General features: G+C 33.1%; 26 protein-coding genes and 1 pseudogene. 19 read left to right on the forward strand and 8 right to left on the reverse strand.

Annotated elements, in window-relative coordinates; all coding sequences use genetic code 11:
* The 4 genes from VKY47_RS10270 to VKY47_RS10285 form a co-directional block, all read right to left on the reverse strand.
* On the reverse strand, window positions 1-578 hold a 578-nt coding region (locus VKY47_RS10270; protein ID WP_324312561.1), incomplete at its 3' end, for a hypothetical protein.
* Between the two features lies 1 nt (window position 579).
* Entirely contained in the window at window positions 580-1,389 is an 810-nt protein-coding gene (locus VKY47_RS10275; protein WP_324312562.1) for a DUF2249 domain-containing protein, read from the reverse strand.
* Window positions 1,389-2,339 carry an iron-sulfur cluster repair di-iron protein gene (ric, locus tag VKY47_RS10280; RefSeq protein ID WP_324312564.1) on the reverse strand — a complete coding sequence of 317 codons (951 nt, stop codon included), beginning with the start codon at window positions 2,337-2,339 and terminating at the stop codon, window positions 1,389-1,391. The genes VKY47_RS10275 and ric overlap by 1 nt, the downstream gene beginning before the upstream one ends.
* A gap of 33 nt (window positions 2,340-2,372) precedes the next feature.
* Window positions 2,373-2,603, reverse strand: a complete 231-nt coding sequence (locus VKY47_RS10285; RefSeq protein WP_324312566.1) for a DUF2249 domain-containing protein — start codon at window positions 2,601-2,603, stop codon at window positions 2,373-2,375.
* Window positions 2,604-2,915: 312 nt separating this feature from the next.
* Here VKY47_RS10285 and VKY47_RS10290 point away from each other — a divergent pair, with 312 nt between their 5' ends.
* On the forward strand, window positions 2,916-3,668 hold the full coding sequence (locus VKY47_RS10290; RefSeq protein WP_324312568.1) for a DUF2249 domain-containing protein: 753 nt from the start codon (window positions 2,916-2,918) through the stop codon (window positions 3,666-3,668).
* Window positions 3,669-3,721: 53 nt separating this feature from the next.
* Here VKY47_RS10290 and VKY47_RS10295 read toward each other — a convergent pair whose 3' ends face one another.
* Window positions 3,722-4,249, reverse strand: a complete 528-nt coding sequence (locus VKY47_RS10295) for a hypothetical protein (protein ID WP_324312570.1) — start codon at window positions 4,247-4,249, stop codon at window positions 3,722-3,724.
* Between the two features lie 374 nt (window positions 4,250-4,623).
* On the opposite strand from VKY47_RS10295, the gene pta reads away from it, so the two are divergent.
* From pta to VKY47_RS10345, 10 genes are all read left to right on the forward strand, one after another.
* Complete coding sequence (gene pta / locus VKY47_RS10300; RefSeq protein ID WP_324312572.1) at window positions 4,624-6,717, forward strand: phosphate acetyltransferase; 2,094 nt, start codon at window positions 4,624-4,626, stop codon at window positions 6,715-6,717.
* Window positions 6,718-6,730: 13 nt separating this feature from the next.
* Window positions 6,731-7,915 (forward strand): acetate/propionate family kinase, encoded by a 1,185-nt coding sequence (locus VKY47_RS10305; protein WP_324312574.1) that lies wholly within the window; start codon window positions 6,731-6,733, stop codon window positions 7,913-7,915.
* Between the two features lie 256 nt (window positions 7,916-8,171).
* On the forward strand, window positions 8,172-9,197 hold the full coding sequence (locus VKY47_RS10310; protein ID WP_324312575.1) for a helix-turn-helix domain-containing protein: 1,026 nt from the start codon (window positions 8,172-8,174) through the stop codon (window positions 9,195-9,197).
* A 100-nt stretch (window positions 9,198-9,297) separates the two neighbouring features.
* A complete protein-coding gene (locus VKY47_RS10315; protein WP_324312576.1) occupies window positions 9,298-10,050 on the forward strand; it encodes a methyltransferase family protein in 753 nt (250 codons plus the stop codon).
* A gap of 1 nt (window position 10,051) precedes the next feature.
* A complete protein-coding gene (locus VKY47_RS10320) occupies window positions 10,052-10,807 on the forward strand; it encodes a COG4705 family protein (RefSeq protein ID WP_324312577.1) in 756 nt (251 codons plus the stop codon).
* A gap of 430 nt (window positions 10,808-11,237) precedes the next feature.
* Window positions 11,238-11,660 carry an MgtC/SapB family protein gene (locus tag VKY47_RS10325; protein ID WP_324312578.1) on the forward strand — a complete coding sequence of 141 codons (423 nt, stop codon included), beginning with the start codon at window positions 11,238-11,240 and terminating at the stop codon, window positions 11,658-11,660.
* A gap of 79 nt (window positions 11,661-11,739) precedes the next feature.
* A complete protein-coding gene (locus VKY47_RS10330) occupies window positions 11,740-12,528 on the forward strand; it encodes a mechanosensitive ion channel family protein (protein WP_324312579.1) in 789 nt (262 codons plus the stop codon).
* Between the two features lies 1 nt (window position 12,529).
* Window positions 12,530-15,148: a phosphatidylglycerol lysyltransferase domain-containing protein gene (locus tag VKY47_RS10335; RefSeq protein ID WP_324312580.1), complete on the forward strand. Its 2,619-nt coding sequence runs from the start codon at window positions 12,530-12,532 to the stop codon at window positions 15,146-15,148.
* 221 nt (window positions 15,149-15,369) lie between these two features.
* A complete protein-coding gene (locus tag VKY47_RS10340; RefSeq protein WP_324312581.1) occupies window positions 15,370-16,074 on the forward strand; it encodes a Crp/Fnr family transcriptional regulator in 705 nt (234 codons plus the stop codon).
* Between the two features lie 127 nt (window positions 16,075-16,201).
* Window positions 16,202-16,864: a hypothetical protein gene (locus tag VKY47_RS10345; RefSeq protein ID WP_324312583.1), complete on the forward strand. Its 663-nt coding sequence runs from the start codon at window positions 16,202-16,204 to the stop codon at window positions 16,862-16,864.
* A 280-nt stretch (window positions 16,865-17,144) separates the two neighbouring features.
* Here VKY47_RS10345 and VKY47_RS10350 read toward each other — a convergent pair whose 3' ends face one another.
* Window positions 17,145-17,909: a M90 family metallopeptidase gene (locus VKY47_RS10350; protein ID WP_324312584.1), complete on the reverse strand. Its 765-nt coding sequence runs from the start codon at window positions 17,907-17,909 to the stop codon at window positions 17,145-17,147.
* A gap of 289 nt (window positions 17,910-18,198) precedes the next feature.
* Here VKY47_RS10350 and VKY47_RS10355 point away from each other — a divergent pair, with 289 nt between their 5' ends.
* The 5 genes from VKY47_RS10355 (at window position 18,199) to VKY47_RS10375 (ending at window position 20,967) form a co-directional block, all read left to right on the forward strand.
* Window positions 18,199-18,459 (forward strand): heavy-metal-associated domain-containing protein, encoded by a 261-nt coding sequence (locus VKY47_RS10355; protein WP_324312586.1) that lies wholly within the window; start codon window positions 18,199-18,201, stop codon window positions 18,457-18,459.
* A gap of 96 nt (window positions 18,460-18,555) precedes the next feature.
* Window positions 18,556-18,966: a hypothetical protein gene (locus VKY47_RS10360; protein WP_324312587.1), complete on the forward strand. Its 411-nt coding sequence runs from the start codon at window positions 18,556-18,558 to the stop codon at window positions 18,964-18,966.
* Between the two features lie 198 nt (window positions 18,967-19,164).
* A complete protein-coding gene (locus tag VKY47_RS10365) occupies window positions 19,165-20,088 on the forward strand; it encodes an outer membrane beta-barrel protein (RefSeq protein ID WP_324312589.1) in 924 nt (307 codons plus the stop codon).
* Between the two features lie 4 nt (window positions 20,089-20,092).
* Complete coding sequence (locus VKY47_RS10370; protein WP_324312591.1) at window positions 20,093-20,527, forward strand: DUF2147 domain-containing protein; 435 nt, start codon at window positions 20,093-20,095, stop codon at window positions 20,525-20,527.
* A 5-nt stretch (window positions 20,528-20,532) separates the two neighbouring features.
* A complete protein-coding gene (locus tag VKY47_RS10375) occupies window positions 20,533-20,967 on the forward strand; it encodes a hypothetical protein (protein ID WP_324312593.1) in 435 nt (144 codons plus the stop codon).
* A gap of 302 nt (window positions 20,968-21,269) precedes the next feature.
* Here the strand turns inward: VKY47_RS10375 and VKY47_RS10380 are convergent, their stop codons facing one another.
* Window positions 21,270-21,827 carry an HdeD family acid-resistance protein gene (locus VKY47_RS10380; protein ID WP_324312595.1) on the reverse strand — a complete coding sequence of 186 codons (558 nt, stop codon included), beginning with the start codon at window positions 21,825-21,827 and terminating at the stop codon, window positions 21,270-21,272.
* A 277-nt stretch (window positions 21,828-22,104) separates the two neighbouring features.
* Here VKY47_RS10380 and VKY47_RS10385 point away from each other — a divergent pair, with 277 nt between their 5' ends.
* Together VKY47_RS10385 and VKY47_RS10390 are read left to right on the forward strand one after the other, a co-directional pair.
* Window positions 22,105-22,368: a malate:quinone oxidoreductase gene (locus tag VKY47_RS10385; RefSeq protein WP_324312597.1), complete on the forward strand. Its 264-nt coding sequence runs from the start codon at window positions 22,105-22,107 to the stop codon at window positions 22,366-22,368.
* A 289-nt stretch (window positions 22,369-22,657) separates the two neighbouring features.
* Window positions 22,658-23,368, forward strand: coding sequence for a DUF1003 domain-containing protein (locus tag VKY47_RS10390; RefSeq protein ID WP_324312599.1), 711 nt, complete (start codon window positions 22,658-22,660; stop codon window positions 23,366-23,368).
* A gap of 525 nt (window positions 23,369-23,893) precedes the next feature.
* On the opposite strand, the gene VKY47_RS10395 is transcribed toward VKY47_RS10390, so the two are convergent.
* Window positions 23,894-24,088, reverse strand: coding sequence for a hypothetical protein (locus tag VKY47_RS10395; RefSeq protein ID WP_324312600.1), 195 nt, complete (start codon window positions 24,086-24,088; stop codon window positions 23,894-23,896).
* A 149-nt stretch (window positions 24,089-24,237) separates the two neighbouring features.
* Here VKY47_RS10395 and VKY47_RS10400 point away from each other — a divergent pair.
* Window positions 24,238-24,620: pseudogene (locus tag VKY47_RS10400) on the forward strand (hypothetical protein); the annotation flags it as partial.

Genomic DNA, 24,620 nt, shown 5'->3' on the forward strand with positions numbered 1-24,620 from the left:
CCCATGTGAGCATGAAATGAAAGATAATATAAGGAATCTTTCGAAAGCACATCATGCGTAAAATTATAAACCAATAAAAGCCCTAATCCAGTGGTTAAAATGAGCCAGAACGAAGCAGTAATTGCGAACATGGCATGCACATTTCCCTTTTTACTTTTAGAGATGCTAACAACAAGATTAGTGATATAAGAAATTATGGAAAGATTGATAAGAATTGCTCCCGTTTGTGCGATGATACCCATATCAAATTTATAAAACGCAAAAATCAATAAGGGAATACCAACTGCGGCAAAATAGAATGATAGATGAGCCAGTACATTACTGTGTAATTTACCTTCAATCAGAACCGGAAATAGCTGATGGCTTGCGCCTAGAATAATCATTGTGCCCCAGCCCAATGCCATAGTATGTGTAATAGCCAAGGTGTAGGGGTTAAAATAATGTTGGGTAAATGCATCCGTTTTTAACATCATTAATATGGTTGCTAGTAAAAATGATACTGCAGCATAGCCATAAAAAGGAATGACCACTTTATGTGATGTGTTTTTTATAGGACTGCTGCCGCTTGGAACAAACATTTTAATTTCTATAGATTAAAAGATGCACATTACCATCGCTGATGTTATTAATACGGTATTCAAAGTTTTTTTCCGCCAATTCGGGCAGTAAAAAAACAGGAATACGTTTATGATATACATGCAAAGCTTTATCTGAAGGTAATTTATCCAGCTCAGTTAAAATAGTGTGCATTGGGAGTGGCATCTCCAATTCCCTTACATCTATCGTTACTAAATGGTTTTTATATCGATCCATAACATCATCCCATCCTTTACTTGAACTTGCTTCGGGTGTTTCTGAAATGGTATCCGTGTCCGTTTGTTTATAAAAATATGTTTCTATTAAAGCATCACTTATGACGTCTGTATAAGTAACGAATCCTTGATTTTCCAACATTTTAATCAACGGAACTGGTTCAAACGTATTAATGATTTTTAATGCTTGGCCAGATTGAACCGTTTTAATTTTGCCTAAAATTAAGCTCAGCGGATCGTTGCCTGAAGCTAGCAATTCACGCACATCAAAATCGATAATCTGTTCCTTTGTAAGTGCTGTGATAAATGCTGGCAGTTCTTTTGTTTCCTCTTCAATGGGCAGCGTTGTTTCATCAATTTCAAAGCCCAATGGCTTGAGTTTATCGAAGAAAACAGACATCTCGCAATCAGCCATTTCTGAAGCCATAGCTATAGTTGTTCGCCCAACAAATACCTTTCTCAACAAGGGATTTCTATATTTCTCAAACTTTGAACTGATGCTGATAATCGCTTCTAATGCATCTGGATGTTCTTTTATAATTCGAGCAATTTTGGTATTGGCGTTAATTGGTTTCATTATTCTTTTTCTAATTGAATGGCCTTTGGAAATAGAATGTTATTTTCTAAATGAATATGTAGAAGCGTGTCTTCTTCAAAATCCTTTAACATGCTATACATTAAGGTATAACTCGCACAAGCATCATCAGGTAACACGTAGTTATTGGTGAGTTTTTTGATGCTATTCAAACTATTTCCTACGGTTTCATGCTCTTTTTCATGATTGTCAACAATATCCTCTATCGAGTTGAAATGTGTTGCTTTTGGCTTTGGTATACTTTTATCGGCACGCGCTAACTCTTTGATATATGGAAACAGTAGCTTTTCTTCTTTTGCAATATGAGCTGTCATTTCCTCGTTTACAGCTTGAACTATATTATTGATTTCTAATAGTTCCGGATGCTGTTCGACGTGAACTTCCATGACTTTGTTGGCATATTTAGCAATGTCCGGTAAATTTTTTCTAAGATAACGGTGATGCGTGTTAACAATATAATCTACAAGGAAATCCAATTCCCATTCATCATAGGGCATAGGGTGCGAAGCTGGAACTTTATCCGTTTGCTGTAATTCTTGTTCTACTTTAGTGACATCAAGTCCTTTCTCTGCACAAGCTTCTTTTACCGTTTTTTTTCCACCACAACTAAAATCTAAGCCGTACTTTTTAAAAACTTCTGCTTTGCGTAAATCCTTTGCAGCAAGCTCTCCTAGCGTTTCATCGATTTCACCACAAATATTCTTTCGTATTTTAACTTTCCACCATACTGGACCTTCTTCCAAATATTCCCATGTAAAAACATTCCCTCTTTCTCCAAGAAGTTGGTAATAAAGTGGTTTAGGATCGTGATCATTATGTATGGTTAAACTTTCTCCTTCATTTAACGCATCATACCGTGCAAAAATGGTAGGGTGTTTATGTTTAGGCTCTAACAAGGTTACATTAAGAATGTTATCTACTAGTATTTCCATTTTGTTGAAATTGTTTAATTAATTATTGATTACTTAATTTTTGGTTATTTTTATTTTAAACCATTCAGGGCCTTGCTCTAAATATTCCCAGGTAAAAACGTCTCCCTTTAGTTGCATAAGTTGGTAGTAAAGTGGCTTTGGATCATGGTCGTTATGCAGAATAAAATGTTCTCCAGGTTTAAGTTCATCATAACGTGCAAATATGGTAGCATGTTTTATTCTTGGCTCTAGAAGCGTTGCATTTAGTATGTTTGAATTTTCCATTTTTATTTTATTTAATTATTAGGTGTTTAGTTTAATTATAATAGGTGCTAGATGTTTTATGTGGCAAATATTCTTGTTGTTTTTTGATTTCAATACGTGGATTTATCATTTTTTAATTACGTTTTAGAGATCAACTTTATTAATTCTAGGTGCAAATTTAAGCAAAATTTCTTATTAAGGACAAATTTGTCCGATATAATTTGTGTCGTGTGAATGAAACTATTTATCTTTGCCTTTGATTTAATTTTTTTCTTAATAGAAAGAATAAATCAGCAATAAAAAATAAAAATTCACACTTTAAAAAAAAGTACTTTGGATACAAAAACACAAGCAGAAGCATTAGATATGCGCATACATATTCCTATTGAAAGACATAGAAGATTACTTTTACTTTTTAAGGAATTACCCGTTGATGACAGTTTTGTTTTTATCAACGATCATGACCCTATTCCGCTCTATTACGAGTTCCGCTCCATTTATGGCGATGTAGTTGGATGGGAATATCTCAACCGAGGGGGAAGAGAATGGACTGTGAAAGTGACTCGTACCGAGGCATCACAAGGCAGAGAATTTACAGATATTTCAACATTGCTCGATCTTCGGAAAGCTGATGAGAAAGAATGGAAGCAAATCGTATTTCATCGTTATGGCATGATGGAGCCAGGGGATATTATGGAAATAATTGCTGCTGAAAATCCAAAGGAAATCCACGATATTTTTACTCAGAAATTTGAAGGGCAACATTCTTGGACCTATAAAAAGCAAGAGCCAAATGAATACGTTGTACATATCACTAAAAAAGTTAAAAGCGGATTAGGAGATGATGGTTATGCTATTGTGAATGAATTTGATCTACGTCCTTTTCCACCAACAGAGCGCCATGAAATGTTTTATAAAGCATTTGCTGATACAAAACCGGGTGAAGCTTTTGAATTCATCAACGATCATGATCCCATACCTCTTTATTACCAGATGGAAGCAGAAAGTGATGATCTTTTTAGATGGGAATATATTGAAAAAGGTCCGGACGAATGGAAGGTCAGAGTCATCAAAACAAAAGAATAAGTATTTAGGGAGCCAATAAGGTTCCTTTTTTTATGAACGCTTTTTAAATGCTTCTATTTTTTTTGACTTTCAGCGTTTCGAAGCATTTCATCATAATCATAACCCGCTCTTTCCAAAGCACGCCTGGCCGAAGCCATTGCTATTGGTGCCGGATTGGGAGGGTGAACAGGAACTTCCTTTGTTGCCATGAGTTGTTCTAAAATTTCTTGTGTTTGTTCATGGGTCAAGCGCTCACAAACATCATATAATCCTCCTGGTTCTTCTTCAGCCAGATCATGTTTATCCAAAAGATACCTTATCACTTTTATTAGGGACAAAGTTGGGGGAGGCACCATTAAGGCGGTCAGGGCTCCATGTTCAAGTCGGTATTGAGGAAGGAGTTCTTTCATCACCTCAGGATTTGCCTTTTTTGCTGCTGGAAAAAGAATTTTTTCTTCCATTTTGATATGTCGCAACAATTGGGTTCGAAATTGATGATAATAATCCATTTCAATCTCACCCGATTTTTTCGTCGCATTAATCAACAATTTCTCAATGCGATGATGATCTTCTGTGAAAAATTGGTGTATGGGTTTGTTCATAGATTCTTAATTGATAACCAATCAAGACAAATATACAAAGTATTTGTAAACAGCTTAAACCTTCAATTGAATTAAAAAAAGAGTGGTTTTATATTTTAAGAACAGGAGGTATTATGTTGAAATAAGAGAACTATCTTCAAGCTAGAAGCTGTGGAACGTTAAAAAATGTGAGATAAAAACAGAACAGTCGATTCGAGAAGAAAATGAACTGCGAGAGTAACTTATACGTTGTAATTGCTTAAATAGAGAGCTATTATTGATAATAAATTTTAGATAACTATTCAAATTCAGTTAAAAGAAAATATCTCGTCCAATAATACAAGTCTTCGCCACTTGGATGCAAAATGTTTCATACTTTTGTCAAAATTTTAAAAATGAACAAAGCCATCTATATTGCCACTGCAGAACCTAATAGTGGTAAGTCTATTGTCTCATTAGGGTTGATGCAATCTCTATTGGGGAAGGCAGCCAAAGTAGGCTATTTTAGACCTATTATTGACGACTTTAACCCCGGGGAAATAGACAATCATATAAATACGGTTTCCACCTATTTCAACTTAGATATAAAATTTGAAGATGCCTACGCCTTTAGAAGAAGTGAGGTCATCAAGATGAAGAATGAAAACAAGGATGGTGAAATAATTGGGAAGATTATTGAAAAATTTAAAGCCCTTGAAGATCGTTTTGATTTCGTTTTAGTGGAAGGCACAAGCTTTACTGGTGATGGTTCCATTATGGAATTTGATTTTAATGTTTTAATTGCCAAGAACCTTGGAGTGCCCGCCATTATATTAGCGAGTGGTGTTGGAAAAACATTAGACGAATTTGTGGGTAACTTACAAATGGCTTTCGATTCATTTAGGGATAAAGGTGTTCAAGTTTTAGCGGTTATAGCCAATAAAGTGGAGTTTAAAAACCAGGCCTTGGTGGTTACTGAATTGCAAAAATACTTACCATCGGAAGTGATTGTAAATGCAATTCCGCTAAATCCTATTTTATCACATCCTTCCATCAAGGAAATTGTGGACACGTTGGATGCAAAAGTTCTTTTTGGAGAAGCCCATGTAAACAATCAAGCGGGTAATTTTAGTGTGGGTGCTATGCAACTTCATAACTATCTTGTTCATTTAAAGGAAAATGCTTTGGTAATTACGCCTGGAGATAGAGCCGATATTATTTTAGGAGCTTTGCAGGCAAATATTTCAGATAATTATCCGTCTATTTCGGGAATCGTCCTTACAGGCGGTTTAATACCCGAAGATTCCATTATTAAACTTATTGAAGGGCTATCAGCGGTTGTTCCTATTATTTCAGTACAAGGAGGTACATTTTCTGTAACCAATAGTCTTGGAAATATAAAGTCGCAAATTTATGCCCAAAACACTGAAAAGATCACACTTTCTATCAAGGATTTTGAAAAGTATGTAGACATTGATGCATTAATCGAACGTCTTATTACCTTCAAAACAAATGGAATTACGCCTAGAATGTTTCAGTATAACTTATTGAAAAAAGCAAAAGCCAATAAAAAGCATATTGTATTACCCGAAGGATTGGATGAACGTATTTTACGAGCAACCAAACGACTGGTAGAGCTAGATGTTGTAAAAATCACTTTACTTGGAGATAAAAAGGAGATTGAGGAAAAACTAACTACGCACGATATTGCATTGGATCTAAACAAAATCAATATTATAAACCCTAGTGAATCTGTTTATTTCGACGATTATGCAGAAACTCTTTACGAACTTAGAAAACACAAAAACGTAAATCTGGCAATGGCTAAAGATTTAATGATAGATGTGTCTTATTTTGGCACCATGATGGTTTATAAGGGCCATGCAGATGGGATGGTTTCAGGAGCAGCTCATACTACCCAACACACCATTATTCCAGCGCTTCAGTTTATAAAAACAAAACCAGAAGCTTCCATTGTTTCTTCTGTGTTTTTTATGCTTTTGGAAGATCGCGTTTCTGTGTATGGAGATTGTGCAATCAATCCGAATCCAACAGCGGAGCAATTGGCTGAAATCGCTATTTCATCGGCAGCAACCAGTTTGGCTTTCGAGATTGAACCTAAAATTGCCATGTTGTCCTATTCGTCAGGAGCTTCAGGTGTTGGAGAAGATGTAGAAAGAGTACGAAAAGCAACAGCAATTGTGAGGGAAAAAAGACCGGACCTAAAAGTGGAAGGTCCCATTCAATATGATGCAGCAGTAGACATTGCCGTTGGTAAGTCTAAAATGCCAGACTCTGAAGTTGCCGGACAAGCCAATGTGTTTATTTTTCCAGATTTAAATACAGGAAACAACACCTATAAAGCAGTACAACGAGAAACCAAGGCATTAGCTATTGGACCCATAATTCAAGGATTAAACAAACCTGTTAACGATTTAAGCCGAGGCTGTACCACAGACGATATTTTCAACACCGTAATTGTAACTGCAATTCAAGCACAAGACATTTAAAAAATAAAAACCTATGAACATATTAATAATTAACTCTGGAAGCTCTTCTATAAAATTTCAGTTAATAGAAATGCCTTCCGAAGCCTTGATATGTAGTGGATTAGTAGAGCGAATTGGCCATAAAGATGCCAGTTTGAATTATAAGACAAATTCTGTTTCCATTCAACAAACAGATAAAATAAGGACGCACAAGGAAGGCCTGCATAAAATTGTAAAATTATTGCTAGATCCTGAAAAAGGTGTTATTGAGAGTACAAATGATATTAAAATTGTTGGGCATCGTGTGGTTCATGGTGGAAATTCATTTTCAAATACCACTTTAATCACTGCAGAAGTGAAGCAAGATATTCAAAAATATGCTGCTTTGGCACCTTTGCATAATCCAGGGAATCTAGAAGGCATTCTTGTTGCTGAAGAGGTTTTTCCTTTGGCAAAACAAGTTGCCGTTTTCGACACTGCTTTTCATCAAACCATTCCTGAAGTAGCCAATAAGTACGCAATTCCTAATAATTTTTATGAAGAACAAGGTATTCAGGTTTATGGTTTCCACGGAACAAGTCACCAATATGTTTCCGAAAAAGCTATTGCCTATTTAAAACTCAAAACATCCAAAATTATTTCCATTCACTTAGGCAATGGATGCAGTATGACGGCCATTATGGATGGTAAAAGTATGGACCATAGTTTAGGCTTTACACCTTCCAATGGTTTGATTATGGGAACGAGAAGTGGCGATATAGACCATGGGATTATTTACCATTTAGTCAATAATTTAGCCTATAGTATGGATGAAGTTAAGGATCTGCTCACAAATAAAAGTGGCATGTTGGGGCTTACTGGACACAGTGATTTAAGAGATATTGAGGCTGCAGCTGAAAAAGGAAATAAAGAGTGTATTCTCGCTTTAAACATGAACGCTTACCGTATTAAAAAATATATTGGCGCTTATGTTGCGGCAATGAACGGTTTGGATGCTATTATTTTTACAGCTGGAATAGGTGAGAATTCTAACATGATACGAAAACTGGTGTGCGCAGAAATGGATTACTTCGGAATTGTTTTAGACGAAGCTAAAAACGAATTAAGATCCAAAGAATTACGAGAAATAAGCAGCTCTAACTCCAAAGTGAAAATCCTAGTCATTCCTACTAATGAAGAATTGGAGATTGCCAAACAAGCCTTTAACTTATTGAAATAATTTTTATTCGGCTAGTGTTTTTATTGGACCTGTGTCTATTTAGATTATTATCAAGAGGATATTGAAGAAAGAATTTGATGGAATAAGTAATGTATATCGACTCCCAATTAATGGCTAACGTTTTTATACCAAAAGATTGTTTTTAAAATAATGGATTATAAATTTACGCATTGATTTATATACTTAACGCAATAGAGTTAATAATGCTAATTGAAATCACAATTTTTTCTAACTTGCAAATGGTTAAATAAAACGCATGCTTAAAACACTTCAAATAATAGCTTTAATTCAAGGGCTTTTTGTCCTTTCCGTTTTGTTTATCAATCGCAAAGATTATAAAAAGACAACATTTTGGTTGTTGTTTGGAAGTTTATTTTCCGTTTTGTTATATATATTAGGGGACGACGACAACAATATTTTCATTCAGGATGCAGATTGGTTTCTTTTTGATAGTTCACTTTTTATAACCTTCCTTTTTCTGTTTTTTAGATATTATAAAAGTGGAAAGGACAAATTTGATAAAGTCGATTACCTTTTTTTCCTTCCCAATATAATCTATTTCATTATTGAAGGGATTGAAATAAAATTGGTTGAAGAGAATTTGTTTGTCGAAATCTTTGAAATTCTTTCCGAATTAACTTTTGTTGTTTACTTGTCGTTAATTATATATTCAATTGTTACAGTCAAAAAGAAACATTGGATTATTTATTTTGCCATTCCCATTGTTGTTTTGTTTGGACTTTCTTCTATAAATGATATTTTTAAAACCCTTGGATACGCAGAAATACCCTTGTTCAATGACCAAAATTTCAACACCTATCTTTTATTGGTCGTTGCGTTTCTGTTCTATTATATAGCTTTTAAATTGCTGAATAAAAGCAAAGAACTTTTACCACAAACAGAAACAAATAAATATAAAAACTCCAATTTAAATCCCAAACTAATAGCCAAATACCAATCGGATCTGATCCGTTCCATGGAACGGGATCAATTATTTCTCAATGCGAAATTATCGATTCACGATGTTTCTGGAAAATTAGACATTCCTCGTCAGTATATTTCTGAGGTTTTGAACGAACATATGCACATAAGTTTTCAGGATTTTATTAATCGGTATCGTGTTGAAGAATTTATAAAACGGTTGAAAAACGACCAGAATGACCATTTCACACTCTTAGCCATAGCAAATGATGTCGGGTTCAATTCAAAATCCTCTTTTAACGCCATATTCAAGAAACACAAGGGCTTAACACCTACGGAATTCAAGAAAACTCTACACTAACACCACCAATTTGTACAGATAAATTGTTCTGCACCTCTCTGTTAAAATTTGCATTAAAATACTTACGTTATTTGATGAATAATTAAAAAATTTATCAAAAATGTCTCTACAAGAAGAATTAAAAGTACAAGGCGATTATCTGTTCAAAAACAGAAGTTATCTGCCCTTAATTATTTTAGTAATTGGATTATCAGTTTATATTCATACCGAATATTATGAAATAGAAACACCTGAAACTTGGTTTTCTGAAGGATTTGAATTTATCTGCCTTGCCGTGAGTTTGTTCGGCCTTTTAATACGAATTATTACTGTTGGACATACACCAAAGAATACTTCTGGTAGAAATACCAAAGTTGGACAAGTTGCGGAAGAATTGAATACAACAGGAATCTATTCTGTTGTTCGGCACCCATTATATTTAGGGAATTTTTTTATGTGGCTTGGGGTTGCCATGCTTACTGAAAATGCTTGGTTTTCTATTGCATTTATTTTTTTCTACGCTTTTTATTATGAACGGATTATGTATGCAGAAGAAAATTTCTTGAGAGTAAAATTTGGGCAAACCTATTTAGAATGGGCAAAAAACGTACCTGCATTTGTTCCGTCTTTCAAAAATTATAAAAAGGCTAACTATCCGTTTAGTTTTAAAAAGGTACTTAAAAAAGAAAAGAATGGTCTTTGTGCTGTCTTTCTTCTATTTTGGATTTTTGATTTGGTTGGGGATGTTGTAGAAATGAAACCTTTTGAATTTGAAATGGGATTTTGGTTTTATGGTGCTGTAATTTCTGGTGTTATATATTTGATTTTAAAAGTGATGAAAAAGCGCAACCTGTTAGATGAATCAAATAGATAAGATGAAAAAAACACATGTTCATTTCAAAAATTTAAACAAAGTAGCACAGATTACACTGCTGTTTTGGGTCATGAAGATTATCGCTACCACCTTAGGAGAAACTTTGGGCGATTTGTTGGCCCAGACCCTTAAATTAGGCTATGCTGTTGGTCTTGGAATCACTGGTTTATTTTTTATTTTGGTGTTGATTGTTCAATTAAACGCTAAAAAGTACCTTCCTGTTTTATTTTGGTTGGTCATTGTTGGCACGACAACTGTTGGTACAGAAATATCTGATTTTATGGACAGAACGCTTCATTTAGGCTATCTAGCGGGTTCTTTGATATTAATAACCTTGCTGTTAAATACCCTTTGGGTTTGGCATAGAACCATTGGTAAAATTGAGGTTTATCCTATTTTTGATAGAAAAGTCGAACTTTTTTATTGGATAGCTATTCTCTTTTCAAATAGTTTGGGTACGGCTTTTGGCGACTTTTTAAGTGATACTATTGGATTGAGTTATTTGCAAGGAGCAATCGTAACTGCTGGGGTTATTATAATTGTAGTTCTATTGCATTATACAACCAAAATAAATCATATTGTTTTGTTTTGGGTTGCATTTGTTTTCACACGTCCGTTTGGTGCCACTTTTGGAGATTTACTTACAAAAACACGTGATTTGGGTGGTTTGGATTTAGGTACAGTTCCTGCAACTTTAGTTAGTGTAACTCTTTTGAGTCTATTGATTATTTACAGCCACAAAAAAAAATTGGTTTAGAAGGGTAAATAGCAACTTAATAAAAATTAAAAACTCACGCAAGAGATGAATTTGGGATAACAGATATTACTCAAGCAAAGCCATAGGAAGCTGTCTGGTCCTCTGGTGCTTCTTTTTTACCTATTGGCTGTAATGGAGTATTTACAATAGGGTTTTGTCGTTATTTTTCTAACCTTTTTGGGCAGTCTTGTTGCAAAAGCAGGAGGGAGTAGTATTAAAAATGTAATTCTCCGTATTACTTTTTGGGAACAATAGCTCTGGCAATAACAGTAATTATAGTTTCCTTTTTTTGAAAACTCTATGAATTAACTTGTTTTAATAAGACATTTAATTTAGAATTATTAATTGCTACCTAAGTAGCATTTTCACAATTAAAATCGCTTTATTTTTAATTCTATTATAATTCTGAATTTTATATTTTAAAATAATTATGACAACAACAGATTTTTTACTGAGACTTGTTGCTGCTGCATTGGCTGGGCTTTGCATTGGTTTTGAACGCCAATGGCAGCATAAATCTGCGGGACTAAAAACCACTATGTTAGTGGCTACTGGAGCAGCTGTTTTTACCATGCTGTCCATTCAGTTCAATCATTTTTCCAATGATGTGGATGTTACGAGAATTATTGCACAAGTAGTGTCAGGTGTTGGTTTTTTGGGGGCTGGAATCATTTTTAAAGAAGGCTTTAATGTTCATGGATTAACCACTGCAGCCACTATTTGGTGCAGTGCAGCCATAGGTTGTTTAGCAGCTTCTGGGTATTTTATGGAGAGCTTGATAAGTACTGTTTTGGTTCTTGTTATAAATATTGTTTTACAGCCTTTGGATTCATGGCTTAAAAATAGAAAATAACACTATTATGATGAAATCGTTTTTGGATAGTTTAAAGCAGGATACATTTCTTTTGACTCATGTCATAATTATTATTGTCATGACTATAATAATTTATTTATTTTTTAATAGAATAATTGGTAGAGGTATTCAAAAACACATGATTAATGATAGTTTTGATGCCACCAACTCAAAGTTTTTACAGCGTGTTATTGGGTTTGTTATTATTTTGATAGGCTTTAGTTTTGTTATTTTTATGATTCCCAATTTAAAGCACATCGCTACTACTATTTTAGCTGGAGCAGGTGTTTTGGTTGCGGTTATCGGTTTTGCTTCCCAACAAGTCTTGTCCAATATCATTAGTGGTATAATGATAGTCGTAACAAAACCCTACCGATTGAAAGATAGAGTAACGGTTAGATCCAATAGTGGCGTGGTTGAAGATATTACTTTAAGGCATACCATTATTAAGAATTATGAAAACAAACGGGTTATTATCCCAAACTCAATCATGAGCAATGAAGTGATTATCAACGCAAATTTTGCCGAAGATATTTGTTGCCAATGGGTAGAGATAAGCATTTCTTATACAGCCGATATAAAAAAAGCCAAAACACTTATGAAGGATGAAATTATATCCCATCCCTTTTTTATTGACCATCGAGAACATCTCCATAAAAAAGAGGACACCGATATTGCTCCAATACGTGTTATTTCAGTAGGTGATTTTTCGATCACATTGCGTGCTTGGACTTGGGCTGCCAATCCTGGCAATGCTTTTGTTATGGGCTGTGATTTGTTAGAAAGTATTAAAGACCGATTTGACAAAGAAGACATCGAAATTCCTTATCCATATAGCAATGTTATTTGGAAAAATACCAAGGAGTAACATGGAGCTGCACGTAAGTAAGAAGAACATTACGTTACATTGGAAAATCATCTTACAGATAGTATTAGGTGTGTTTTCTGTTTTATTGGCCATTTACTTCATAAAACAAGAGCAAACAGAATTAACTCAAGTAAAAGGGGTTTTAGCGCAAGCAAAGACTATATGGCTTGTATTGGGTGTGTTATTGGTTTTTTTGTTTGTAATTGTTCAAGGATGGATGTATCAATATAGTTTTAAGGCCATCCAAAAAAAAATTCCATTTAAAGTTGGAATGTTACTCTATTTGAAACGGAATTTCATCAGTGTTTTTATTCCTGCAGGTACTTTAACCAATGTCTTATTTTTTAATAAGGAAATTGAGGAAAAACAAGGTATTGAAAAGAACTACATTTATTATGCTTCTACTTTGTTTTCGATATGTTCCGTGGTTTCCAGTATTCTGGTAGCACTTCCAGCCTTTGTTTTATTATTTTTAAAAGGCGATCTCAAGGAGGCTATGGTGTATGGCATTATGGGCCTCATTGCTATTTTCGGTTTACTTGTTTACCTTGTCATAAGCCTTGTTAAACACGGATTTGTTTATAGGCAAATTGAAAAAAACGCACCTGGATTCGTAAACATTCTCAATGCTTTGCGAAAACAATCTATAAATAAGATACAGTTGTTAAAAGTTGTATTGCTTTCATGTGTAATCGAAGTAATAGGCATTGCGCATTTGTATATTGCAATGGGTGCATTAGGTTTTACGGCTTCTTGGATGGTTGCAGTTATTGGTTATGCCTTGGTCCTTATTATTCTTTTGAGTTCGCCGTTTTTGAGAGGGATTGGTGCCATTGAATTAGCACTTTCCTATGCACTTACCTTATTCGATTATAGTGCTGTTTCTGCACTTTCTGTGGTATTTTTATTTCGTTTTTTTGAGTTTTGGAGTGTTATGTTTCTTGGTCTGTTAGCCATTTTATTTAAAAAGGACCGACTCTTTACCCAGCTGTTGGCACCTATTTTGCTTTTGTTTTTGGGAATTGTTAATATCCTATCAGCATTAACACCTGCATTGGTGTCTCGACTACAATTTCTGAAGGATTTTATTCCTTATCATATTATCGAAATGTCCAATACTGCTGTGCTTGTTATTGGGATTGTCTTACTAATTTCTTCTGTTACACTTATCAAAGGATATAAAAACTCCTATTATTTTGCGCTTTTCTTATCCATACTTTCTTTGATAGGTCACCTATTTAAAGGAATCGATTACGAGGAAGCCATATTGGCAATTGTTGCCATTGTAGTTTTAATTTATCAACGTAAAACCTATTATATTAAATCCATTCCGTTAAAAAAGTTGCAATGGCAAAATGGACTGATATTTATGGTTTGTGTCCTAATATATGGTTTTTTAGGGTTTTACATTATTGACCCACGCCATTTTAAAATAGATTTTACCTTAGGAGAATCCATTAGGGAAACTTTAAAAAGCTTTGTGCTTATTGATGCCAATTTAAACCCTGTCACGGTCTTTGGACGGTATTTTTTAACAAGCATCCATCTTTTAGGGATATCTAGTATGCTTTATTTTTTTTGGCTGCTGTTTAAGCGGTTTAAACAAAAATCGATGGTAGATGTTTCACAATTTGAAAAAGCTAAGCTAATGATCAAGGCTTATGGCAATTCGTCTATGGATTACTTTAAAACCTACCCAGACAAGCAATTTTATTTCTTTAATGATGAAGGCTTTATAGCTTATAAAACAACAAAAAGCTATGCCGTGGTTTTGGAAAACCCAGTATTAAAGGATTTTTCTTCTGAAGTCATTCAGAAAAAAATAAAAGAGTTTGAAGCCGCAATGCTCTCAAAGAACCTAAATGCCATTTACTATCGCATTCCGGAGCAGTCCTTAAAAACATATGAAAATCTTGGCAAAAAGAAATTGCTTTTGGGAGAGGATGCTTTTGTTAATCTTGAAACCTTCACTATGGAAGGAAGCGATGCAAAGCCATTGCGAAATTCCATTAATAAACTCAAGAAAAGTGGATTTTATTTTAAAGTAAACAGCGCGCCTCAAACAGATCTCTTTTTACAACAATTGGTACTTGTTTCCAATAGTTGGTTAAAGGATATGGATAGAACCGAACTATGCTTTTCACAAGGGGTTTTTAGCGAGAGTGAATTGAGGAACCAGACCATCTTGACCATTGAAAACTCAGAACGGCATATTGTTGCCTTTATTAATGTTGTAGAGAGTAGTGTAGAAGGTCAAGTAAACTTTGATTTAATGCGAAAAACCGCCGACGCACCTAGTGGAACCATGGATTTCTTATTTGCAGAAATGATGCAATATTATAAGACAGAAGGGTTCACGAGCATCAGTTTAGGTATGGTGCCCTTGTCAGGAATTGAAAAACCAGAGAATATTACAGAGCAAGCCTTAAAATTGGCTTACGAAAGGATAAAACAGTTTGGTCATTACAAAAGTTTACGCTTCTTTAAAGAAAAATTCAAGCCATATTGGATAAAAGTGTATGCTGTGTATGACACCGATTTGGACTTGGTCAATCTAACCAGGGTTTTGGGCAAAGTAATGAAACCAAGTTTAGAAGATAAATCAAGTTCAAGTAACTGAAAGTAACCTAATTTATTAATTTTCTTACTAAATAAGTATTGATGTGTTAATAATTGGAGCAGGAACAATAAGACATAAGTCTAAAAATCGACTCCATGGATTAGGTGTTGATTATTAGTTAGCTAGACAGTTAGTTGGTACTATTAATATGAACAACTTTGTGAAATTTTTAGTTTTATTTCGTATCTTGATGTACCGCAATAACCAATCAGATAATTAAAATGAATCCTAAAGACACCAATTATATATATTGTCTAAATAAAATACAGGAAAATCCATTATTTGAAAATTTAGATAAAGAAACGGTAATCTCCTTAATGGATTGTTTTTCATTAAAAAAGTGGAAAAAAAACACAGAGTTTTTTCATGGAGACCAAACTTTTTATAAGTTTTTCATTATAGTTTCTGGACGGATAAAAATGTACCAAATAAGCCCTGAAAATGGAAGAGAGTTTACCGTTTTTTTGTTACATGATAATGATGTTTTTGATGTTATTTCATTGTTAGACGGTTTAAAACACTCCATGAATTTTGAGACATTGGACAATGTGGAAGTACTTATTGCACCTATTGATGTTATGCGTGCGTGGATAGAAACACACCCAAAAATAAACAAAACCTTATTGCCTTATCTTGGCCGACGTATGCGCATGCTGGAAACTAACTTAACAGACAATGTATTATCAGATATCCCAACACGACTTGCTAAACTTATATTGTCCAATGTAAATGAATCCTCTAGTAAATTACAACTTATTAACGATTTATCGCACGATGAAATTGCCAACATGATAGGTTCTACCAGAGCTGTAGTAAACAGACATATCCAGAATTTTAAAAAAGCAGGAATGTTAAACATACAACGTAAAAAAACTAGCATTGAAGATTTACAACTCTTAATAAATAGCGTTTCAGAGAAGAATTGAAATTTTTTATATAAAAAATAAGTACTGCTACCTAAGTAGCATTTATTAATTTTAAGGTGTTTTAAATTTACATTATAATTCAGAAAACGAATTAGAAATCAATTTAAAACAACCAAATTTTATAACAATGAAAAATACAATTTATTTTGCAATTGTAATCTTTACAATCTTATTAGCAGGCTGTAAAGATAGAGTAGAAAAAAAAGAACCGCTTACAGAAACAGTAATTGAAGAAAGTACAGTCAACCAAGTTCCTAGAGAGTCTGACTCATATTTTAGAGATGCATTAGCTTCAATTAATGAAGAAAATAGAGAAGTAGCATCAGAACAAATTATTAATGGTATAAACGCTTTATTAATAGAAGGTAAAAACGTTTCGGGAGAGTCCAAATTAAGCCTTGATATGGCTATTGACCAATTAAGAAACATTGCTGGAAAACTGGCTGATAATTTTGATGTGTCTGAAGAGGGTTTTAAAGAAGCAGTTGCCAATGCAGAAATTAACATTGCCCATGAATATTTGGCTACAAATGATGTTTATGTTCTTACGCCTAAAGATAAAGTAACAGAATTACGACTTCACAAAGTGTTTGATCATAATCTAAAAAACCTTGAGGCTGGTACGTCCAAACTGGATGGAAATGCTAAAAAAGAAGGGGAAAAACTTAAAGCAGAAGGTGAAAAATTAAAAGTAGAATATGAGGCTTGGAAAAAAAGAGCTGAAGAGCACATAAAAAAAACTGAAGCACATTTTAATGAATATCAACCAGAGTATGTTTACCCTAAGTGAATGATTTTTTTTATTCTAGTTGATACATTGTGAATTTGGTTTTTTTTATGTGTTCTGGAGCAATTTTTGTTTGTGGTTATTTAATGTTTTCTCTTCACTTAATTACGTGGTTTCGTTTTTTTATATGGATGGGATAGGCTTTTAGTCTATTTTATGTATAGTATAAACCAAGTAGGATAAATGAAGATGATTTTTAAAACATGTTGAGATTAAGTTGTAAACACAATATTCCTATTTTTTAATGAGGTGTGGATTTAAAAGAAATAAGTTTGTTTTCTTCTTATTTAGTTTGAAAACAAACTTGAAGCATTTGGTATAAATCGGGATGCTTTTTTTTCATGAGTGCAGGTTGTTCAAAAAAGTATTCTGAAGCTACTGCTAAAAATTCCGCTTCGTTAATGCCACCGTAATTTCTAATATCGGATTGGTTTGCGTTGATGGCTTCCATTTCTTTATGTATAATTTTTAACCAAGGAATTACATAACTTCTTTGTATTAAAGCCTCTGGGACACCATCTATAATTCCATCTAGTTTGTCAATTAAATGGACAAATTCATGAATTCCCGTATTATGAATATGTGATTTTTCTTCAAAACCTTCATGCAAAGCTTTTCGAGAAAGTATCATTTGATGTTCAAATTGTCCGTTACCTACCATACCAGCAATTTGGCGTTTTTTATCGGTTTGCGCAAAACCCAAATCCTCATTAAATTGGTCTGGATAGACCAAAACCGTACTCAGGTTTTTATAATACCATTCGAGAAAATTAAACACAGGAATTACAGCGCTTGAAGCAATTAAGATTTTATCAAGTTCAGTCAATTCAAAATCTACGCTTTCTAAATTCACTTCACTTAAAAACATCATCATTCTGTTTTGAAATCGTTTTTGTTCACTAGTAGATAGATTCTTGTAATAATAAACATGTTGTAGGAGTAAATTATGCCAATTGGCAGGAAAGGGTTTTACTTTCTTTTTTCTGGTAGAAGTAAAAGCATAAATAGCAAAACCAACCAATACTATAAAGGCAATTGTGAATGCCATAAATTGATATTCTTATTTTGCGTAAAGGTATTCTAATTTTAAAAAAAGGAACTGCTACTTAGGTAGCAATTCTTTTTGTCATTATAGATTTTCTTTACAATAAATTAAGACAGTAAAAAGATAGACTATCTGTATTGCGATTTAATCATCGAAAATTAAACCACCAACTATATTACCATGGTTATATGATAAATATCAATGAAGCAACTCTGGTATATCAAGATGATCTTATTTTTCATTTGTCAACAGAAACATAATAATACCTAAAAATAATTAAATAAATAATACCATGAGCTTTTTATCGGAAAACGTTATCCCGGGAAACCACGGGAAAATATTTGGAACTGATGCGACAGATTCCCATGATTTAGAGAGAATTAAACATGGGCTATTAAAGATTGAAGGCGTAAAAGATGTGCTATTAAACACCACCAATTTTGTTAAGGAATTTACAGTATTTACTTCAAAAACGATTGAAGTTAAAACCATACAAGACAAGGTTAAAAGTTTTGGATTTCATGCCATACCAAAAGGGATATTCCCTCTTTAAAAGTGAGATAGAGAAAAATCGTGTACTTATATCAAGCTTTTAAAAAGTATTTCACTAACTAATTAGATAAATAATAAAAGTAGCAAAACAATATAAATGGCATTTTTACTTTTACACTCTAAATTTTTTAAAATGAAAGGAATAAGGGACGTCGCAGCATTGTTTACAGTCCTCAGTCTTTTTATGGGATGTTCCTACCCATATACTTATGATGATAATGGTTCAACTATTGAATTGAGGAAGGCCGATCCTTTCCAGGTTTTATTGGAAGGTGATAACAGCCCTAATTTCAACTGGAAGTTAGCATCACTGCCAGCATCTATTGAGTTACTAAAAACCGATAAGGTTCAGTATAAAGGCAGGGTAACAGACTATATATTCAGCTTTAAAACAGTTGCTAATGGAAATAATGTTGTTGAGTTAATTTACACAGATGGAACTGAGACCAAAAAAACATTTAAAATAACTGTAATTGTAGACATAGATGAGGTAATTAATTCAGAGTAAAAAACTTAAAAACTACCATTTCAATACTCGTTTAGTTCTATTAATTATGAATTTTAATTTCAAAATGATCTAGATTGAAGTTATTATCTGGAATAATGGTTTTTTCGGTTCAATTTTATTAGTGCTACTTAGGTAGCACTGTTTGTTTTAAAGCTAGTGTACATTTATAAACAGCAAAATTTTAAATACAAAATAAACATGAAAACAAAATTAAGTATGATGCTTGTTACTATGGTAGTGATAGGTTTAAATATGCAAGCACAAGATAATGATGTACAACATTCTAAAGGATTTTATCTAAGAGCTGGTGGTGGTTTTATTGCACAATCTGGTAAAACTGAATTTAATAATGCAGATCCTAATGGTATTACGATGATTCAACAATCAACTGAGATTAGCACTGATGGATCAACAATTCATGTAAAAGCATTAAACGGAACATTGGGTGGTGGTTTTAAATTTAATGTTACAAGCGGTTATATGTTTAACAATTATATTGGCGCAGAATTAGGTGTTAATTACTTTTATGGGAGTAAGGAAACGATAGGGAAGTTTACTAGTCCACAATTAATTTCAGAAGAAAAAGCTTACATACGTGGCGTCGATTTAATGCCAGCAGTCTATTTAACACCAAATTTTAAAAAACTTAATCCGTATGCTAGAATTGGATTAGTTATGACTGGTGCTGGAAAATTAACTATAGATACTAATGTTACTCAAATTGATGGTGGTGGGCAAGGTACTGATATTGTAGTAAATGCAAAAACTGAAGTGAAATCAAAATTCAGTACTGGGTTTGGTGCAGCAGCAGGTTTAACCTATCCAATTGGTGATAAATTAAGTCTTTTTGGGGAATTTGAATTTAGAAATTTTAGCATTAAAAGCAAATCTGCTTCCATAAAAGAATACGAAACTAGAGCTGTAACTGGTGGACAATCGCAATTAGTACCAGGACAACAATTAACAGATTTACCGGTTTCAGAAAAGGAATTTATTTTCACGGATGATTACAATCTAAGTGCTACAAGTCCAGTGCCAGAAAATGAACCAAGAAAAATTCCAACACAATTTATAAATACAAGTGGAGCAGGAATTAATATTGGTGTTAAATATTCATTTTAAATTTATGGAAACTAAGAATGTGTTTATTATTCTATTCCTATTTGGCATTAGTTTATCTCATGCACAATCAATTTTTGGTAAATGGACAACCATTGATGACCATACAGGTAAAGAAAAGTCGGTAGTAGAAATTTATGAAAACAATGGAATGGTATATGGTAGAATTGTTCAAATTTTAGACAAAGCAAAAGAAAATAAGCTATGTGATAAATGTGAAGGTGCAAATAAAGGCCAACCAGTAAAAGGAATGGTTATATTACAAGGTCTTGAAAAAGATGGTGATACTTGGGAAGATGGTTCAATTTTAGATCCAGAAACCGGCAAAATCTATAAATGTCACATCACTTTAGATAACCCAAATAAATTAAAAGTAAGAGGCTATATAGGGTTTTCCCTTATAGGCAGAACACAATATTGGAACAGGGTGAAATTAAATTAGAAATCATGAATGACAATGCAATTAAATTAATGGAAGACAATCTTAAAGCTATGTATGACCATACGGATAAATGGATTGAGGATGTTGTCTTTTACCAAGAAGAATTAGTTTTTTTTAATAGTCTGATATCAGATCGCATAAATAACACGACAACCGAAGATTTAAACCACAAAGAAGTCTATAGAAATATAGAAGCTTTACTGTATAAATTATCTGAAGATGTAATCAAGCAGATCAAACTACATAAAAAAGAATTAGCAACATTGATTGACACTCATAACTTAACCGATAATCATGAAGAGAGTAAATTGCATTTTCAACTTTTAGAAAAAATGGACCGAATTAAACATGGCATTAAAAAATTAAAAAAAGCGTTATTTAGTTTTATGAAAGACCATCCCTTTGAATTTGATTTGGACTCATTAATTAATGACATTTAGCCAGAAGCTAAAACATAAATACTAAAAACAACTAAATGAATAATTAGTATAAGGAAAACTCACTTACACAGGAAAGCAATACATGTTGGTAGCTAGTAATGCTATTTGGCCCAGGTTTTATAGACTTCAGTTTATAGTCTTGGTATATATTAAATAGGAGTTTACATTAAATGTATGTAAGAGTTTCTACATTATCATTTACAACTCCAATATTATAACTTCAGATTTTTACTTGTGCATTTACAATAAAATCAAAATAATACAACTGATAAAGTGTAAAGTATTTGCATGATCATTTCGTTTTAATGGAACTTATATTGATACAAACATCGTCCAAAAGTTATTCTAAAAATTCCAATTAAAATAAAAGCCATGCTTGTAGCATAAACAATAGTGTGAGTGCCAAACTCTGGTATTACTAAAATAAGAACACCCATTGAAATTATTAAAATGCCAAAGAAAAGCAAAACAAACCATCTTGAAAATGAACCTTTACGTACTTCCAAACTTAAAATAATGTAGAGTATACCTCTAAGAACTATCCAAGCACCTAATAGAATAGGCAATAGCTTCATTGTCAATTCAAGATTCGCTAATAAAATAACGCCTACAATTGTATCTGCCAAACCACCAAATAAATACCATTTCCAATTTAGAGAATAGTTTTTGTTTTTAATGGCTCGTGTTATTTCAAATGCACCAGTAATTAATATTGCTATAGCAAAGAATACGCTTAATTCTGGATAGCTTTCTTTTGGTACCAAAGCAATCCAAATACCAAATGCAATAAAGACAATTCCCAATGCTATTTGTAGCCACCATAAATTGGTATATACTTTGGTTAATAAACTTGTGCTCATGTTAAAAGTATTAATTAATCCTTCAACTCATTAAATTTTAATCGGTGTTTTGTTGGTGTAACTATTATCTTGAGGATATTTTTTAATTGGCAATTTTTAGATTTATAATGCTGTTATCGTACTTCAAAAGTAATGGCATTGTTCGATACTAACTGCTACCTAGGTAGCAGTTATCTATTTCCAATTGAAGTAATATTGAAGTAAATTGAACTAAAAAATTTATCTGAAGGAATACAGTCAAAAAAACAATAGAAATTAACAAATACTATAATTTAATATGTGTTGGTGGTGGTATCATGAGCGACACTATAGGCTTATTATCAAAATTCTAAAACCAGACTTAAAAGCACTTATTTTGGAACGATTGGATGATGTAACTCAAGAAAGTTCTGCTACATGGAACAATGCAGATGCAGGTCATTCGGCACTTTGCGAAATAAATTACACATCACAAAATGAAGATAGCTCTGTTGATATTCATAAGGTCATAGACCTTTGTACACAATTAGAAACGACTCTTAAACTTTCCTATGCTTTTTAAGTTTGAAAAGCGTATTATAAGCACTATCAATTTTCAGAAACTTTTATTGAACAGAGTTTTATGTTTGTTGATTTCCGCAGGAGCGTTGCATTTGGATTTTAATCAATTAAAGATCCGGAAATGACAAGTGCTAAGTTTGTAGTATGATGGCTCTTGTATATTTTTTATGACCAATAAGATGAATTAAGTATAGTTTTTCCCTAATCATTTTAGTATTTACAACAATTAGCACTTTAGCTATCTTTATAATTTGGATTAAAATAAAATTAATACAATTAAGCAATTAACAATGGAAACATTTAAGAGCATCATATCCAAAACCGAATTTCCAAAATCTGAAATGATTTTAGGAAAGACCATTCGTGCCTCAGTATTTAATGTTATTAAAAGTGAGCATCCCAAATTTACAAAACACAGTGCCATTTCTATTTCTGAATTAAATCATTATAGGCAAAAGTATCTGGAAACCTATCTGCTAAATGAAGCTGGAGAACTTTCTATTCTAGAAGAAGATGTGTTAAATAGTATTGAAAAACAAGAACTCATTTCAGCTGATACACTTTCTGAAAAAGATCAAATTGCAGGCAGTTATGGGCAGCGATTAGCGGATAAAGTAGCTTCCTTTGGTGGAAGCTGGAAATTTATTATTCTCTTTTCAATAATTATTTTTATATGGATTTCTTCAAATATTATAATCCTTGCGGATAAAGGGTTTGACCCATATCCCTTTATCTTACTTAACCTTATTCTTTCCTGTTTAGCGGCTTTACAAGCACCTATAATTATGATGAGCCAAAACCGCCAAGAGGAAAAAGACCGAAAGCGCGCTAAACTCGATTACATGGTTAATCTGAAGGCAGAACTTGAAATACGGACATTACATGAAAAACTGGACCATCTGATAATACATCAGCAACAGGATTTATTGAACATTCAGCAATTACAAGTAGAAATGATGGAAGACATTATGAGACAAATTAGTGCGAAAAAAAATGAGTAAAGTAGGAAGCGTACTTTCTGTCGATGACGCCAGTAGTTCTGCGCATATTGTAAACATTTACAATATTAACCAAAAGAAGCAAGTCCATTATTCAAAAGGATTCATAATACAAAAAAGAGACAACCAATTATTATTAAAAAGGAATTAGAATCATATTGGTTAAATAAGAATTTGAATGAAATGGATATTTCTAAAATGATAAATGGGTAATATCCCGATGAAGAACTAAAAGCTTGTACGGTTAGTACGGATGTTTTTGTCCCAAAAGTAATTCAGATAAGCCTTCAATATTAAATAAAGTGGGGTATGAGGGTGTAAATCTGAATGAATTAATATAACAATTGACCTAAGACTACTGTCAACTAAGCTATCAACTCAAAAAATAAACCCCTGTAAATCAAATGTTTACAGGGGTTTTAGCGTAGAAAGAGGAACTATCCAGTTCCTCTTTCTACGCTGTATATCAATTAATTAAACATCTTTTTAAATAGGAGGGAACCGAATAGTGAACCGAATGATTTGATTTTAAATGTATTGATTTACTATATCTTCTTCAATACCAGTGTATTCGGAAAACTCTTTGAATGTGACTACTTGGTGTTTTTCTTTACCAAAATGATCTTTAATCTTCTTAAATAATAGACGGCTATAGCGCTCACTTCTGCCAGTGATACGCATAATATCTTTTGGGTAAATACATAGTCGTTTGAGGTTGCTCATACTTTATCCATACTTTATCTATACTCAATACTACCATCATCCTTGGTTAAAAATGGCAAAAAAGGCCTTTCTCGGCATAGGAGGGAGGTGCTTTTGGGATAGTTATTTAAAGATACGGAGTTTTGATTTAAATAAAAAATTTTGAAATTATGGCAAGACAAACTGGTATTATTAAATTAAAGGGAACTCTGGATGATATTTCCTTTTACAAGACAAGTGATGGACATTTGGCACGTACCAAGGGTGGTATTGATGGTAACCGTATTGCAAATGATCCTGCGTTTCAACGTACACGTGAGAATGGTTCTGAATTTGGGCGTGCCGGTAAGGCAGGTAAATTGATTCGGAATGCGATTCGTGTGTTGTTGCAAAACGCTAAAGACAAACGTGTGGTAAGTAGATTAACAAAAGATCTGGTAGCCATTATTAAAACAGATGCTATTAACCTTAGAGGGGAGCGTACTGTTCAGGATGGAGATTTGAATCGTTTGTTAGGCTTTGAATTTAACCTCAACGGCAAACCGGGTTCTAC

The sequence above is a fragment of the Xanthomarina sp. genome, assembly GCF_035306705.1.
Taxonomy (GTDB): Bacteria; Bacteroidota; Bacteroidia; order Flavobacteriales; family Flavobacteriaceae; genus Xanthomarina.